The 15,606-nt window shown below is 67.8% G+C and carries 17 protein-coding genes; 5 read left to right on the plus strand and 12 right to left on the minus strand.

From position 1 onward, the window contains the following. Positions 1–14 precede the first annotated feature (14 nt). Positions 15–1,691, minus strand: a complete 1,677-nt coding sequence (locus V3B30_RS09885; protein WP_262084566.1) for a ShlB/FhaC/HecB family hemolysin secretion/activation protein — start codon at positions 1,689–1,691, stop codon at positions 15–17. Between the two features lie 353 nt (positions 1,692–2,044). On the opposite strand from V3B30_RS09885, the gene V3B30_RS09890 reads away from it, so the two are divergent. The 4 genes from V3B30_RS09890 to V3B30_RS09905 all read left to right on the plus strand — a co-directional run bounded on the left by V3B30_RS09890 (position 2,045) and on the right by V3B30_RS09905 (position 7,698). Next, a complete protein-coding gene (locus V3B30_RS09890; RefSeq protein ID WP_262084567.1) occupies positions 2,045–2,437 on the plus strand; it encodes a ribonuclease inhibitor in 393 nt (130 codons plus the stop codon). Positions 2,438–2,561: 124 nt separating this feature from the next. After that, complete coding sequence (mutS, locus tag V3B30_RS09895) at positions 2,562–5,153, plus strand: DNA mismatch repair protein MutS (RefSeq protein ID WP_262084568.1); 2,592 nt, start codon at positions 2,562–2,564, stop codon at positions 5,151–5,153. Positions 5,154–5,475: 322 nt separating this feature from the next. Then, the gene (locus V3B30_RS09900) at positions 5,476–6,987 is read left to right on the plus strand and encodes a catalase (protein WP_182474429.1); all 1,512 of its coding nucleotides are present in this window, start codon (positions 5,476–5,478) and stop codon (positions 6,985–6,987) included. A 108-nt stretch (positions 6,988–7,095) separates the two neighbouring features. Further along, complete coding sequence (locus V3B30_RS09905) at positions 7,096–7,698, plus strand: DUF937 domain-containing protein (protein WP_262084569.1); 603 nt, start codon at positions 7,096–7,098, stop codon at positions 7,696–7,698. Between the two features lie 33 nt (positions 7,699–7,731). Here V3B30_RS09905 and V3B30_RS09910 read toward each other — a convergent pair whose 3' ends face one another. Together V3B30_RS09910 and V3B30_RS09915 are read right to left on the minus strand one after the other, a co-directional pair. After that, positions 7,732–8,139 carry an RNA-binding S4 domain-containing protein gene (locus V3B30_RS09910; RefSeq protein WP_100471669.1) on the minus strand — a complete coding sequence of 136 codons (408 nt, stop codon included), beginning with the start codon at positions 8,137–8,139 and terminating at the stop codon, positions 7,732–7,734. Between the two features lie 9 nt (positions 8,140–8,148). Next, positions 8,149–8,388, minus strand: coding sequence for a hypothetical protein (locus tag V3B30_RS09915; protein WP_262084570.1), 240 nt, complete (start codon positions 8,386–8,388; stop codon positions 8,149–8,151). A 62-nt stretch (positions 8,389–8,450) separates the two neighbouring features. Between V3B30_RS09915 and V3B30_RS09920 the strand changes: the two genes are divergently transcribed. Then, on the plus strand, positions 8,451–9,923 hold the full coding sequence (locus tag V3B30_RS09920; protein WP_262084571.1) for an MATE family efflux transporter: 1,473 nt from the start codon (positions 8,451–8,453) through the stop codon (positions 9,921–9,923). Positions 9,924–9,991: 68 nt separating this feature from the next. On the opposite strand, the gene V3B30_RS09925 is transcribed toward V3B30_RS09920, so the two are convergent. The 9 genes from V3B30_RS09925 to V3B30_RS09965 form a co-directional block, all read right to left on the minus strand. Next, a complete protein-coding gene (locus V3B30_RS09925) occupies positions 9,992–10,399 on the minus strand; it encodes a DUF1801 domain-containing protein (RefSeq protein ID WP_100475166.1) in 408 nt (135 codons plus the stop codon). 39 nt (positions 10,400–10,438) lie between these two features. After that, a complete protein-coding gene (locus V3B30_RS09930; RefSeq protein WP_100471666.1) occupies positions 10,439–10,873 on the minus strand; it encodes a DUF1801 domain-containing protein in 435 nt (144 codons plus the stop codon). A gap of 79 nt (positions 10,874–10,952) precedes the next feature. After that, on the minus strand, positions 10,953–11,333 hold the full coding sequence (locus V3B30_RS09935) for a DUF6404 family protein (protein ID WP_262084572.1): 381 nt from the start codon (positions 11,331–11,333) through the stop codon (positions 10,953–10,955). An 82-nt stretch (positions 11,334–11,415) separates the two neighbouring features. Continuing rightward, entirely contained in the window at positions 11,416–11,817 is a 402-nt protein-coding gene (rplS, locus tag V3B30_RS09940) for a 50S ribosomal protein L19 (protein ID WP_005408597.1), read from the minus strand. Between the two features lie 154 nt (positions 11,818–11,971). After that, on the minus strand, positions 11,972–12,730 hold the full coding sequence (gene trmD / locus V3B30_RS09945; protein WP_262084573.1) for a tRNA (guanosine(37)-N1)-methyltransferase TrmD: 759 nt from the start codon (positions 12,728–12,730) through the stop codon (positions 11,972–11,974). Positions 12,731–12,738: 8 nt separating this feature from the next. Further along, positions 12,739–13,251 (minus strand): ribosome maturation factor RimM, encoded by a 513-nt coding sequence (rimM, locus tag V3B30_RS09950; protein ID WP_262084574.1) that lies wholly within the window; start codon positions 13,249–13,251, stop codon positions 12,739–12,741. A 44-nt stretch (positions 13,252–13,295) separates the two neighbouring features. After that, the gene (gene rpsP / locus V3B30_RS09955; protein ID WP_005415733.1) at positions 13,296–13,556 is read right to left on the minus strand and encodes a 30S ribosomal protein S16; all 261 of its coding nucleotides are present in this window, start codon (positions 13,554–13,556) and stop codon (positions 13,296–13,298) included. A gap of 97 nt (positions 13,557–13,653) precedes the next feature. Further along, complete coding sequence (locus V3B30_RS09960) at positions 13,654–14,466, minus strand: aminotransferase class IV family protein (RefSeq protein WP_262084575.1); 813 nt, start codon at positions 14,464–14,466, stop codon at positions 13,654–13,656. Then, complete coding sequence (locus tag V3B30_RS09965; RefSeq protein WP_262084576.1) at positions 14,463–15,539, minus strand: nitronate monooxygenase; 1,077 nt, start codon at positions 15,537–15,539, stop codon at positions 14,463–14,465. The genes V3B30_RS09960 and V3B30_RS09965 overlap by 4 nt, the downstream gene beginning before the upstream one ends. Positions 15,540–15,606: the final 67 nt, after the last annotated feature.

Raw genomic sequence — 15,606 nt, forward strand, 5'->3', positions numbered from 1 at the left:
ATCCTTGTGCCAGATCAGTAGCGCCACGCCAGGCTGAAGCCGAAGGTGGTGTAGTCAGTCGGGAAGTTGGAGGGCTTGTGCAGGGCCGAGCCCACGAAGCCGTCCCAGGAAAGCTGCTGCCAGCCGCCGCGCAGGCCCAACGCCATGCCGGCCAGATCCCGGCCGGATTGCCATTGCGCCGAAGGCCCGCCGATGCGGCCGTAGTCGGCGGCCACGTAGAATTCCTGGCCGCCACCGATGCCCAGCGAAAGATCGTTGCGCAGCGACCAGCCACGCTCACCGCTGAGCGAGCTTTCACCGTCGAAACCGCGCACGGTGTAGCGGCCACCGATGGCGAAGCGGTCCTGCGGCGAGAGTGGCGTGCGGTTCCACTGCGCGCGCCAGGCGGCGGTGTAGCGCAGGCGCTGCGTGCCCAGCTGGAACGGCACGCTGAACTGCGCGTCGGCGGTGATCAGCTTCATCCGCGAGGTGCCTTCCAGCGGCAGCGTCGGGTCCCACTGCTGCGCCCTCTCTTCCGGCGAGCGCAGGGCGTGGAAGGCGCCCGTGCCACGCCGGTAGGCCACGCTGGCATCGAGCGTGGCACTGCCGATGAACTGCTTGTGGGTCAGGCCGAGCTCCCAGCCCGAGGTACGGCGACGCTGCACCTCGATCTCGGTATCGTCGATGTAGTTCTTCGACGTGCGCTGCCAACCGCGGCCGTAGATGCCCAGCTTGGTCTTGGCGTTGCGCAGCAGCAGGTGATCCACGCGTGCCTCGGCGTTGCCGCTGCGGCCGCTGTAGTCATAGCTTTCGTACGCGCCCACCACGTTCTGGCTGTAGTCGTAGGCGCTGGCGGTGGCGCCGAACAGCCAGTAGCCGTAGGGCACGTCGTAGTGTACGGTCCAGCTGTTGGTGTCCTTTCCCCGGCCATTGAACACGCCACGGCCCGCGCTGACGTAGAACAGCTCGTTCAGGCCCAGCGGATTGTCCAGCGACAGCGTCGCGTTGGCTTGCAGCTTGCCGGTTCCGCGGCTGCCGGCATCGTCCAGGGTGACGCTGGCGCGTACCGGTGAGCGCTGCTTCCAGTCGATCTGCAGGTCACTCTGGCCCGGCGCCGCACCCTCGCCGTCGGCCGGCGCGATCTTGATGTCGGCGCTGACCGTGGGCACGCGCTGCAGGTTCTCCAGCCCCTGCTCGATGTCACGCAGGTTGAGCAGGCCGCCGCTGCGGATCGGCAGCGCATTGGCGATGGCCGGATGCCGGCCCTGCGGATCGGAGAACACGGCCTCGCGGAACCGGCCCGGCACCACCGACAGCGTCAGCGTGCCCTGGTTGAGGTCCTGCGGTGCAGACAGCACCCGCGTGGTGACATAGCCACGGGCGATGATCGCGTTCTGCACGCGCTTCATCACCACGTTGATGCCCTCGGTGCCGAGGCAGCGCCCGCTGGCCGGATCATGTGCGGGGTCGGCCGCGGCCAACGCCCACTGGAAGCGCGCCGCGTCATCGCCCTGCAGCACGATGTGATCCACGCGTACGCAGGGCGCTTCCTGCACGGGCAGACGATCGCCCTGCGCTTCCTCGCTGCGCTCAAGGCGTACGTCGGGTCGGCTTTCCTGCTGCTCGCGCAGCACGCGTTCGCGTTCCTGTTGCCGCAGCAGTTCCTGCGCGGCTGGATCGCCCCCCTGCTGGGCGGCAACATTGAAGGCCATGCCAAGCAGCACCAGGCACCCACCACGACGGCATGCATGCCGCCCCTGCTTCTTCCCTGATTGCACAATCTGTCCCTGAGTCTTGACGCTACGCGCCGGCCGCCCTTTCCCGGGAGTGAGGGAGCCGGCACATCAGCTTGAATGAGGTCTGCCGGCACACAAGCGACAGCACGCCACCGCGCGAAGCGCGAAGTGGCGGAACCGTAATCGGCCACCCAGGGAATTTCTATAGGGGCAAATTCAAAGCCGCACCGATACACGGATGCCAGCCCCCTCCGGCGACCGCGACAGGCAAGCGCCAGCCGGGCCTCTCCAGCACACGGGCTTTCTCCCGCCAACGCTATAGTCCGCCCATGACCCTCCACCTGCAGATCGAAGGCGCGGCCATTGGCGACATTCCCAGCCTCTATGCCGAGATCAACCGCGTATTCATGACCGGCGAGGACTGGCAACTGGGGCCCAGCCTGGATGCGCTGGACGACCTCCTTTACGGCGGCTACGGCGCCCTGGCCGGGCATGCAACGGCCACCGTGGTCTGGCGCGACATCGAACACAGCCGTGCGTCGCTCGGCGTGGATGCCACCCTGGCATGGCTGGACGCGAAGCTGGAGCAACCCGGCACCTTCAACGCCGATGCGATCAGCCGTCAGCGTGACGCACTGGCGCGCGGCAATGGCCAGACCTATTTCGAGATCGTGATGGAGATCTTCGCCGGGCATCCCCGGATCAGGCTGGTGCCGGCCTGAAAGCCACGCGGCACCTGCATCGGGTGCCCGCCGACCCGCCTCCAGCCGTTACCATGGGCGGCCCTGTACCCGCTGCAGCCTGCCGCCGACCGGCGCGGGCGCATGCCCCAGATCCACGAGCCCCATGTCCAAAGACAAGTCCGCCGAACACACCCCGCTGATGAAGCAGTTCTTCGCAGCCAAGTCCGACTATCCGGACCTGCTGCTGTTCTTCCGCATGGGCGACTTCTACGAGCTGTTCTACGACGACGCGCGCAAGGCCGCGCGCCTGCTCGACATCACCCTGACCCAGCGCGGCAGCTCCGGCGGCGCGCCGATCCCGATGGCCGGCGTGCCGGTGCACGCGTATGAAGGCTACCTGGCACGGCTGGTGGCGCTGGGCGAATCGGTGGCGATCTGCGAACAGATCGGTGACCCGGCGCTGGCCAAGGGCCTGGTCGAACGCAAGGTGGTGCGCATCGTCACCCCCGGCACCGTCACCGACGAAGCGCTGCTGGACGAGCGCCGCGACACCCTGCTGATGGCGCTCTCGCGCAGCAAGCAGGGCTACGGCCTGGCCTGGGCCGACCTGGCCGGTGGCCGCTTCCTGGTCAACGAAGTCGAGACCGACGACGCGCTGGAAGCCGAACTGGCCCGTCTGGAGCCGGCCGAGCTGCTGGTGCCCGACGAAGAGAACTGGCCGGAGTTCCTGCGCCAGCGCACCGGCGTGCGCCGCCGTGCGCCGTGGCTGTTCGACGCCGACAGCGGCCGCCGCCAGCTGCTGGGCTTCTTCAAGCTGCATGACCTGAGCGGCTTCGGCATCGACGACAAGCCACGCGCGACCGCTGCCGCCGGTGCCCTGCTCGGCTATGTCGAGGAAACCCAGAAGCAGCGCCTGCCGCACCTGACCTCGATCGCGATGGAAACCGCAGGCGAAGCGATCGCGATGAACGCCGCCACCCGCCGCCACCTGGAACTGGATACGCGTGTCGACGGCGATACCCGCAACACCCTGCTGGGCGTGCTCGACAGCACGGTGACGCCGATGGGCGGCCGCCTGCTGCGGCGCTGGCTGCACCGCCCGCTGCGCCTGCGCGAGGTGCTGGTGCAGCGCCACCATGCAGTGGAAACCCTCATCGACCGCGGCAGCGACGCCGATATCCGCGAGCAGTTCCGCCGCCTCGGCGACCTGGAGCGCATCCTCACCCGCGTCGCACTGCGCTCGGCGCGTCCGCGCGATTTCTCCACCCTGCGCGATGGCCTGGGCCTGCTGCCGGCGGTGCGCGACGTGCTGGCGCCGCTGGATTCGCCGCGCCTGCAGGCCCTGCATGCCGCGCTGGGCGAACACGATGAGTGCGCGCAGCTGCTGGCCAGCGCCATCGCCGAAATGCCGCCGCTGAAGCTGAGCGACGGCGGCGTGCTCGCCGATGGCTTCGATGAAGAGCTGGACGAGCTGCGCCGCCTGTCCACCCATGCCGACCAGTTCCTGGTCGACCTGGAACTTCGCGAGCGCGAGAGCAGCGGCATTCCCACCCTGAAGGTGGGCTACAACCGCGTGCACGGCTACTACATCGAAATCAGCAAGGGCCAGTCCGACCGTGCGCCGGTGCACTACACGCGCCGCCAGACGCTGACCAATGCCGAGCGCTACATCACCGAGGAACTGAAGGCGTTCGAGGACAAGGTGCTGTCCGCGCGTGACCGTTCGCTGTCGCGCGAGAAGTACCTGTACGAACAGCTGCTGGATACCCTTGGCGGGCAGCTGGAACCGCTGAAGCAGTGCGCCGCTGCGCTGAGCGAACTGGATGTGCTGGCCGCCTTCGCCGAACGCGCGCAGGCGCTGGACTGGGCGCGCCCGGAGCTGCAGGCAGAGCCGTGCCTGAAGATCGAGCGCGGCCGCCACCCGGTGGTCGAGGCGGTACGCGAGCAGCCGTTCGAACCGAACGATCTGGACCTGCATCCGGACCGCCGCATGCTGGTCATCACCGGCCCGAACATGGGCGGTAAATCGACCTATATGCGGCAGAACGCGCTGATCGTGCTGCTGGCCCACATCGGCAGCTTCGTGCCGGCCAGCCGTGCGCTGATCGGGCCGATCGACCGCATCCTCACCCGCATCGGCGCCGGCGATGACCTCGCGCGCGGGCAGTCGACCTTCATGGTCGAAATGGCCGAGACCAGCTACATCCTGCACCACGCCACCGCGCATTCGCTGGTGCTGATGGATGAGATCGGCCGTGGCACCTCCACCTACGACGGCCTGGCGCTGGCCGATGCAGTGGCCCGCCACCTGGCCTACCAGAACCGCTGCTACACGCTGTTTGCCACCCACTACTTCGAGCTGACCGCGCTGGCCGACGAGCAGCACGAGGGCGGCCGCAGCGGCATCGCCAACGTGCACCTGGATGCGGTCGAGCACGGCGAAGCGCTGGTGTTCATGCACGCAGTGAAGGACGGCCCCGCCAACCGCAGCTTCGGCCTGCAGGTGGCCGCACTGGCCGGCCTGCCGCGCGCCACCGTGGCGCAGGCGCGTCGTCGCCTGGCCGAGCTGGAGCAACGTGGCGGTGAAAGCCATGCCGCCGAACTGGCGCCGCAGGCGCTGGATGCGCCACAGCAGTTCGGGCTGTTCGCAGCACCGTCGAACAAGGCCCAGGAAGCGCTGGCCGCCATCGACCCGGACGAGCTGACCCCGAAGCAGGCGCTGGAAGCCCTGTACCGGTTGAAGGCGCTGCTGTAACCGCAGCGCACGCCCAAGGCCTCCCGCCTACCTTGCGGGAGGCCCATCGAAAGGTTCTGCAAATCCGTTTCTGATTTTCAATTGACAGAATCTATCATCATGAATGGATCATTCGATTATTCATTTCATCTGGCCCTAGCTAAAGTCGAGTGAAGATGTTCCACCCCGTCTTCACCCGCAGGAGCCAGCCATGAGCCAGTCCGATAACAACAGTGCCAAATGCCCGTACCACACCGCGCCCTCGCCTGCGGAAGGCGCCGAGCAGCAGCGCGAGCTGAGCACCACGCCGAAGCAGAAGCACGGCGATGATCCGGTCACGCCGATGACCACGGCCTTCGGCGCGCCGGTGGTGGACAACCAGAACAGCAAGACCGCCGGCCCGCGTGGCCCGCTGCTGATGGAAGACGTCTGGCTGCTGGAAAAGCTGGCCAACCTCAATCGCGAGATCATTCCCGAGCGCCGCATGCACGCCAAGGGCTCGGGCGCGTTCGGTACCTTCACCGTCACCCACGACATCAGCAAGTACACCCGCGCCAAGCTGTTCGAGAAGGTCGGCAAGCAGACCGAGATGTTCGCCCGCTTCACCACGGTGGCCGGCGAGCGTGGCGCCGCCGACGCCGAGCGCGACATCCGCGGTTTCGCGCTGAAGTTCTACACCGAAGAAGGCAACTGGGACCTGGTCGGCAACAACACCCCGGTGTTCTTCCTGCGCGACCCGCGCAAGTTCGCCGACCTCAACAAGGCGGTCAAGCGCGACCCGCACACCAACCTGCGCAGCGCGCGCAACAACTGGGACTTCTGGACGCTGCTGCCCGAAGCGCTGCTCCAGGTGACCGTGGTGATGAGCGACCGCGGCATTCCGCGCAGCTTCCGCCACATGCACGGTTTCGGCTCGCACACCTACAGCTTCACCAACGCCGACAGCGAACGTTTCTGGGTGAAGTTCCACTTCGTCAGCCAGCAGGGCATCGAATCGCTGACCGACGCGCAGGCGCAGATCCTGGTCGGCCATGACCGCGAAAGCCACGGCCGCGACCTGTTCGCCGCGATCGAGAAGGGCGACTTCCCGAAGTGGAAGCTGTTCATCCAGGTCATGCCGGAGCTGGATGCGGAAACCTACCGCGTGCATCCGTTCGACCTGACCAAGGTGTGGCCGAAGAGCGACTACCCGCTGATCGAAGTGGGCCAGTTCGAACTGAACCGCAACCCGGTCAACTGGTACCAGGACGTGGAGCAGTCGGCGTTCGCGCCGAGCAACCTGGTGCCGGGCATCGGCCCGTCGCCGGACAAGATGCTGCAGGCACGCCTGTTCGCCTATTCCGATGCGCAGCGCTACCGCCTGGGCGTGAACCACCACCAGATTCCGGTGAACGCAGCGCGCTGCCCGGTGCACAGCAACCACCGCGACGGTGCGATGCGCGTGGACGGCAACTACGGCGGCCTGCCGCACTATGAGCCGAACAGCTACGGCCAGTGGCAGGAGCAGCCGCAGTACCGCGAACCGCCGATGAAGATCCGGGGCGACGCCGACTTCTGGAACTTCCGCGAAGACGACGCCGACTACTTCAGCCAGCCCGGTGCGCTGTTCCGCAGCTACAACCAGGCACAGAAGGACCGCCTGTTCGCCAACACCGCCCGTGCCCTGGGCGATGCGCCGGACTTCATCAAGCAGCGCCACATCGACAACTGCAGCAAGGCCGACCCGGCCTACGGCGCCGGCGTCGCCGCGGCGCTGAAGGCGTTGGCCAGCCAGCCGTCGGATCCGTTCAAGCCGGCGCAGCCGGAAGCGGACTTCCCCACCGCCACCCCGGGCGCCGAAGACATCGAGCTCTGATCGCCCTCCCCCATGAACGGCACGCCGCCTCCCCGTGAGGCGGCGTCGCCGTTTTAACGGTCCGCGTCGTACCTTCTGCACGCCCAACCCCAATCAAGGATTCCGCAGATGAGCCTGACCGACGAACTTCTCGCCAAATTGCAGGGCGCTCCGCTGCAGCAGGTATCGCAGCAGCTCGGCATCAGCGATACCCAGGCGTCCGGCGCGATCAGTGCCGCGCTGCCGGTGCTGATGGGCGCGCTGGGCAACAACGCCTCGCAGCCGCAGGGCGCGCAGGCGCTGCTCGGCGCCTTGCAGAACAACCACAGCGGCCTGGACCTGGGCAGCGTGCTCGGCTCAGTGCTGGGCGGCGGTGGCGGTGGTGCCGCCAGCGACGGCGCCGGCATCCTCGGCCACATCTTCGGCGGCAACCAGCAGAAGGTGGAAACCGGCCTGGCCCAGGCCACCCAGCTCGACAGCGGCCGTACCAGCCAACTGCTGCAGATCCTCGCACCAATCGTCATGGCCTTCCTCGCCCAGCGCCTCGGCGGCGGCCAGGCCGATGCCGGCTCGCTCAGCCAGGCGCTCGGCCAGGAAAAGCAGCAGGTGCAGCAACAGGGCGGTCTTGCCGGTGGCCTGCTCGGCAGCCTGCTGGACCAGGACGGTGACGGCCAGCTCGGTGTGGGCGACCTGCTGAAGATGGGCGGCAGCCTGCTGGGCGGCAAGCGCTGAGGCCGGCGGGCGCCGGGAGCACGCCGGCGCCCGCTACAACGCGTCGATATCGCCCAGCGCGCGGATCAACCGTCGCGCGCGTTTGTCAGGCTTGTGCTCCGGCGGCTGGAAACCATCGCGTGCAGCGATGCGCAGCGCACGCTGCTCGGCGCGACGGGCCCTGGAGGCCTCACTCTCGGCATACAGCTGCTGCGCCGTCGGCGCCGGCCCGCGCTGGTCGCTCAGCCCCAGCACCTGGATCTCGAAATGTTCCTCGCCACGGTGGACCTGCAACTGCTCGCCGACACGCACCGCGCGCGAGGATTTCGGGCGCTGCCCGGCGACGCTGACCTTGCCGGTCTCGATGGCCTGCTTGGCCAGGCTGCGGGTCTTGAAGAAACGGGCCGCCCACAGCCAGATGTCCAGGCGGACACTGGGCGACAGCGGGGAAAGCTCGGTCATCGGCAGGAACTACTCCGTTCGCTTGTTCAGGGGCTGCGGGTTGTCGGGGTCGGTGCGGCAGCCGCTGCCCCCGATCAGGGTGGGAACGCCGGCGGAAAGATCCTGGCGCTGGCTGCCGACCAGGCACTCGGGGCGGTCGGTTGGCCGCACCTGGGTATCGCCCAGCCGGTCACCTGTCGAACATGCGGCCAGTACGGCGCCGATCAAGGCCAACGCCATGCTCCATTTCACCTGCGGTCGTTGATGCATTGCCACATCCTGCAAACCGGCTTGGTGCTAGTGTGCGCCTCCCGGGATTCGATCACCACTCCATGGCCAAAGCGCCGCTTGACCTGACCTCCGGCCCGATCGGCCGCAATCTTCTGCTGTTTTCCCTGCCGATCCTGGCGGGCAACATCGCGCAGTCGCTGAACGGTTCGGTGAATGCGGTCTGGGTCGGGCGCTTCCTCGGCGAGGCGGCGCTGACCGCCACCGCGAACGCCAACAACATCATGTTCTTCCTGATCGGCTCGGTGTTCGGCTTCGGCATGGCCTCGACCATCCTGATCGGCCAGGCGATCGGCGCGCGCGATATCGCGCAGGCGCGGCGCGTGGTCGGCACCAGCGCCACCTTCTTCATCGGCCTGTCGGTGATCATCGCCATCGCCGGCTGGTTCATGGCCCATCCGCTGCTGGCGGCGATGGGCACGCCGGCCGCGTCGCTGCCGCTGGCCGAGGCCTACCTGCAGATCATCTTCCTGGCGATGCCGACGCTGTACGCGTTCGCCTTCCTCACCGCCGCACTGCGCGGTGCCGGTGACTCGCGCACGCCGTTCCGTTTCCTGATGGTGTCGGTGGCACTGGACATCGTGCTGAATCCGGTGCTGATCTTCGGCATGGGGCCGCTCCCTGCGCTGGGCATCGCCGGCTCGGCCTGGGCCACGCTGGTCGCGCAGACACTGTCGCTGGCCGGCCTGCTGCTGTACATGCGGCACAAGCGCCACACGCTGTGGCTGGGCCGCGCCGACATGCGCCTGTTCAAGCTCGACATGACCATCCTCAAGTCGCTGGTGGTCAAGGGCGTGCCGATGGGCCTGCAGATGGTGCTGATCTCGCTGTCGGTGATCCTGTTGATGACGATGGTCAACCAGTACGGCACCGACACCGGTGCGGGTTACGGCGCGGCCCTGCAGCTGTGGAACTACCTGCAGATGCCGGCGATGGCGATCGGTGCGGCGTGCTCGTCGATGGCCGCGCAGAACGTCGGTGCGCAACGCTGGGACCGCGTGCGCGGCACCGCGCGCCAGGGCGTGCTGTTCAACTTCCTGCTCACCGGCGCGCTGATCCTGCCGCTGGTGGTGTTCGATCGCCAGCTGCTGGCGCTGTTCCTGCCACCGGCCAGCCAGGCGCTGGACATCGCCCGCCACCTCAACCACGTAGTGATCGGCTCGTTCCTGTTCTTCGGCGTCAGCTTCGTCATCTCCGGCGTGGTGCGCTCCACCGGCGCAGTGATTCCGCCGCTGCTGATCCTGGCCGGTTCGCTGTGGGGCGTACGCGTGCCGTTCGCCGAACTGCTGCAGCCGTACTGGGGCGCCGATGCGATCTGGTGGAGCTTCCCGGTCAGCTCGCTGGTGTCGATGCTGCTGTCGCTGGCCTATTACCGCTGGGGCGGCTGGCGCAAGGCGAAGATGATGGGCAAGCCCTCGCACGCCGAGGAACTGGCCACGCCCTCGGAGATTCCTGCCTGCCCACCTTCGCCGGTGGCCGACCCGGATGCGGCGCTGGAGCCAGCCCCGCCACGTTGAGGTGGGTGCGGACGGTTGGTCCGCACAGGCCTGTCAGCCGAGCATGGGCTCGCCGCTACAGAAGACGGTCAGCGCTTCTTTTTCGCCGCGTTGAACGTCGCCGCCTCGCGCAGCAGCGCCTTCAACGCCGCCGCATTGGGCATCGCGCCTTCATGGATGTCGATCGCGCGCCGCGTATTGCCCTCCAGGCTGGCGTTGAACAGACCCTTCGGGTCCGCCAGCGCTGCACCGTGGGCAAAGGTCAACTTCACCGCCTGCTTGTAGGTTTCGCCAGTGCACAGGATGCCGTCTTGCTCCCACACCGGCGTGCCGCGCCACTTCCAGGTTTCCTGCACGTCGGGCAGTGCTTCATGGATCAACGCACGCACGCGTGCCAGCGTTTCGCCACGCCAGTCACCCAGCTCGGCAATGCGCGCATCAATCAGTTGAGCCGCCGGTGTCCCGGCATCGGCAGGGTTCGGTGCATGCGTGGCCATCATGGGGCTCTCGTCGGGAAAGAAGTCGGAAGGTCGGGCTTACATCTGCTCGCCGGGCAAGGCGGCAGCCTGGCGCACCCAGTCGAGGAACTGTGCTTCATCCAGCGCGCCATCCTGCGGAATGTGCAGGTAGCGCGTATCGGCACTTCTGGACGGCTCGGGCGGCACCGGCTTCAGCGCAGCACCGCGGAAGAACGCCACCTTGATGTAGCGGGTGAAGCAATGGAAGCTGAGGAACCAGCCCGCGCCCGGCGCAACCGCATACATCGGCGAGTTCCACTTCACCGCCTTGTGCACGCCAGGTACGGCCTGTTCGACCAGCGCATCCAATTGTGCGCCGATCGGACGTTTCCAGTCCGGCATGGCGGCGATGTACGCCTGCACCGGAGCGTCGCCCTCGCCCTTGGCGATCTGCGGGTTGCCGCCGGACAGCAGCGTGGGCGCGGTGGAAGGTGCGGTTCGCTTGGCAGGCATCGCACGGTACGTCCAACGGGATGAAGCCGCAGCCTAGCGCGGTGCGTGCCTGTCGGTCACGGCGCAGTGCGCCATCGGCTCAGTCCGCTTGCCGCGCCCGGAACTGCTGCCAGTCCGGCAGCTTGCGGTGGCGGCGCAGCGAGCGCATCAGCGCCGCCATCACCACACCGAACAGGGCGCCGGCCAACAGCCCGGCCACCAGCAGCAAGGCCAGCGGGCGCTCGCTGCCCTGCCACAACATCAGCCACATCAGCGCGGTCCAGAACAGCCCGAACAGCAGGCCCTGCACCAGCGCATTGGTGCCGAAGCCGGCCAGGATCGGCGGCGGCAGCGCGATGCCCGCGCGCCACAGCAGGCGATGCAGCAGCGGTGCCGACTGCACGCGTGCCAGCCCCTTGCCGTCGAGGAAGCGCAGCGCCGACTGGATCACGGCCGGATAGCGCGGGTTGATGTCATTCATCACCTGATCGTGGCCGATGCGGTGCCGGAAACGCAAACGGCCACCCGAAGGTGGCCGTCGCGGCAACAACCGAAGTTGTTTATCAGGCCTTTTCGGCCAGACGGGCAGCCTTGGCGGCAGCAGCGGCAGCCAGGTCTTCCTTGATGCGGGCAGCCTTGCCTTCCAGGCCACGCAGGTAGTACAGCTTGCCGGCGCGGACCTTACCACGACGCTTCACTTCGACCGAGTCGATGATGGCGCTGTGGGTCTGGAAAACGCGCTCGACGCCGTAGCCGTGCGAGATCTTGCGGACGGTGAACGAGGAGTTCAGGCCGGCGTTCTTGGTGGCGATGACAACGCCTTCGTAGGCCTGCACGCGCTCGCGGCTGCCTTCCTTCACCTTCACGTTGACGACAACGGTGTCGCCCTGGCTGAACTTCGGCAGTTCACGGGTGATCTGGGCGGATTCGAATTCCGCGACGATGGACTTGTTCAGCTTGCTCATGGGTTACACCGATTCTTGTTCGGGTGGGCGTGTCGTATCGACAACGTAGGCTCATGCAGTCACCGGACTGTGCTGCACGTTTGTTTTGGGTACTGCGCGCGCCGGCCGGGGCCGACGGGAATTGGCCATGATAGCCGATAACGCCAGCCCTGCGCTAGGGGCTCGCCTTGTGTTTCTGGGCCTGGCGGCCCTCCTCCAGCAGCCTGCGGTCGGCCTTGCCCAGCGCCTGTTCATCCAGCAGGTCCGGGCGCCGCTGCGCGGTACGGAGCAAGGACTGCTGGCGACGCCAGGCCGCGATGGCCGCGTGGTTGCCCGAGCGCAGCACGTCCGGCACGTCACCCAGCGGGTGCTGGGCCGGCTGGCTGTAGTGCGGGCAATCGAGCAGGCCGAGGTCGCCCTCGAAGCTGTCCTGCGCCGCCGATTCCGCGTCGTTCAGGGCACCGTCCTGCAGGCGGGCCACGGCGTCGATGATCACCGCCGCGCCGAGCTCGCCACCGGACAGCACGTAGTCGCCGAGGGAAATCTCCTCGTCGACATTGGCCTCCAGGAAACGCTCGTCGATGCCTTCGTAGCGGCCACAGAGCAGGACCATGCGCGGCAGCGCCGCCAGTTCCCGCACCTTGGCCTGGGTCAACGGCGCCCCCTGCGGGCTGAGATGGATCACCCGCGCCGGGGTCGGATCAGCATCACGGATCGCCTGCAGGCAGGCCTGCAGCGGCTCGATCAGCATCACCATGCCCGGGCCACCACCGAACGGGCGGTCGTCCACCCGGCGGTAGTTGCCTTCGGCGTAATCACGGGGGTTCCAGCCGTGCAGGCTGAACAGGCCCTTCTCCTGCGCGCGCCCGACCACGCCCAGTCCAGCGGACTGGGCGAGGAACTCGGGGAACAGGGTGATGACGTCGAAGCGCATGCTCACACTCAGAACTCGGGATCCCAGTCGACCACGACCAGGTTGGCCTCGAAGTCGACCGATGTGACGAAGTCCGGCTGCACGAACGGAATCATCCGCTCGCGGTCACCCCGGACCACCACCACGTCGTTGGCACCGGTGCTGAACAGATGCGAGACCTGGCCCAGGGCAACGCCCTCGGTGGTCTTCACGTCCAGGCCTTCCAGATCCACCCAGTAGTACTCGTCGGGCTTCGGCGGCGGCAGTGCACTGCGGGCCACGTAGATCTCGGTGCCGCGCATCGCTTCGACGGTATCGCGGTCCTCGACGCCGGGGAAACGGGCGACCAGGTGCTTGCCGCTGTCGCGGCCACGCACACCTTCAATCGTGGTTTCCACGCCGGACGGGCTGCGCACGATCCACGGCTGGTAACGGAAAATGGCGGAACGTGGCTCGGTCCAGGACTCGAGCTTGATCTCGCCGCGCACACCAAAAGCGCCGACAACCCTGCCCAGCAGGATGCGGCGCTCGATATCTTTCATCTGCTTCAACCAAGAGGGCCACGCCGAAGCGTGGCCCGTCAGGATCAGGCCGCAGCGGCCTGGGACTTGGTCGCTTCCTTGATCAGGTTGCGGACCTTGTCGGTCGGCTGGGCGCCGTTCTTGACCCAATGGTCAACGCGGGCCAGGTCCAGCTCGATGCGCTTCTCGGCGCCCTGGGCGACCGGGTTGTAGAAGCCAACGCGCTCGATGTTGCGGCCGTCGCGCGCGCTGCGCACGTCGGTCACGATGATGTGGTAGAACGGACGCTTCTTGGCGCCGCCGCGGGTCAGTCGAATCTTGACCATGGTGTTTTTCCTATTGCCCAGTCGCCAGGATGGCGAGGTAAGCGGGCGATTATAGCGGCAGAGCCCGGCCGAGCCAAGCCCAGGGGCATGCCGGGGGTCAGATCCCTTTTGCGCCGCAAAAGGGATCTGACCCCAATCCCTGCCAGGCCACCGCCGCCAGCACCGCCCTTCCCTGTTCAGCCAAGGCCTGCGAGCCGGGCAGGACATGCCCGTCAATGGCCTCCAGCGCCCACAGGCCGCTGGCGTTGCAGGCAAAAGCGGCGTTCATACCGATCAGGTCCGCCAGCCGCAACGGCTGCGTGGCCTGCGCCCCCGGCCAATGCTGCTTCAGCAGCGCTTCGGCGGTCCCGCGCAGGGCCGACGCCTGAGGCCAGAGCAGCCGGTCACCATCGTGCACGGCCAGGTTCCAGGTGCTGCCTTCACTCACCTCGCCATCGGCGGTCACGAACAGCACATCGTCAAATCCTTCCGCCATCGCAGCACGGCGTTCGGCAAACAGGCCGAAGGTGCCGACATGCTTGATCTGCGGCAGTTCACGCTGCCAGGTCACGCTGCGAACGCGCTTGGAGGCGGTCAGCGTCACCGGCGCGGACACCGCCACCAGCACATCCACCGGCACCGCCGCCAGCGGGTTGCGGAAATCGAAGTGGCGCGAGTACACCGTCACCCGCAGCGAGGCATCGGACAGCGCCGCCTGCTGCAGGGCCTGCGCCATCCAACCCCGCACCTGCGCCGTATCAAGTTCGCTGCCGAACAGTTCGCGGGTCGCCTGCGACAGCCGCGCCAGATGCAGGTCCAGCCCCTGCACCGCTCCGCCCCGCACCTGCAGCGAGGTGAAGTGGCCGTAGTTCACCAGCGCCGGCAGCAGATCCTTCACCTGCACCGGCTGGCCGTTGCAGGTCAGCGTCATCGCAGCAGTGCCTGCGCCTGTTGCCACATGTCGCGCAGCACGTCGGCGGCCGGTTGCGCTGGCGCCATCCACGCCGATTGCCCGGCCCAGGCCTGCATCGCGGCCAGGCGGTTTTCCTGCGCCGCCTGCCTGCGCATCGGCGCGGTCAGGCCGCGCTGTACCGGGTACGGGCGCGGCGCCGGGGCACCCTCTGCGGCGGCGGCGCGCACATAGGGTGTCGCCAGGCCACGGCCCAGGCGACCGCTGAAGGCGCGGGTCGGCCAGGTGTCTTCCGGTTCGCTGGCCGCCAATCCATCGGCCCACGCCGAAGCGATCGCCGCTTCGGGTGTGCGCAGGAAGGCGGTGCCGATCTGCACGGCGCTGGCCCCCAGGGTGAGTGCGGCAGCGATGCCGCGGCCATCGGCGATGCCACCGGCGGCGATCACCGGAATCTGCAGGTGATCGGCCAGGCGCGGCAACAGCGCGAACAGGCCGACCAGCTGGCGTTCGGCCATCGCCGGATCAAAGGAACCGCGATGTCCACCGGCTTCCACGCCCTGCGCAACCACTGCATCGGCGCCGGCATCCTGTGCCGCGCGTGCTTCGGACAAGGTGGTCGCACAGGCGATCCAGGCAATGCCGGCGTCCTTCAACTGCTGCACGTGGCGCGGCAGCAGCACGCCCATGATGGTCGAGGCCACCGCCGGGCGTGCCGCCAGCAGCGCGGCGAACTGTTCTTCGAAGTCGGCGGGCGTGGCATCGGCGGCGCTGGCCGGCACGTCCGGGCCCCACTGCGCGAGGAAGGCGCGGCTGGCGGCCTCGGCAGCGACATCCCGGGTCGGTGCGGGGTCCGGCACCCACAGGTTCACCTGCGCCGGGCCGGTGGAGGCCGCGCGGAAGTCCTCCATCCAGCGACCGATATCGGCCGACGACGACAGCACCGCGCCCATTGCGCCCATGCTGCCGGCATTAGCCAGCGCGGCCGACAACGGCACCGGACAGGCACCGGCCATCGGTGCCAGCAGGATCGGAACGGAAACGCCAAAGCGCCGGCAGAACGCCTCGGCGCGGGAAGATACAGCGGAACTCTGCATGACGGCCCATCGTTTCGGACAGGCCCCCATGGTGCGCGCAGGATGGGGGTGGCGTCGAGCTTGCTCG

Origin of the sequence: Stenotrophomonas sp. SMYL41, from assembly GCF_036319965.1 — a bacterium.
Taxonomy (GTDB): Bacteria; Pseudomonadota; Gammaproteobacteria; order Xanthomonadales; family Xanthomonadaceae; genus Stenotrophomonas; species Stenotrophomonas maltophilia_R.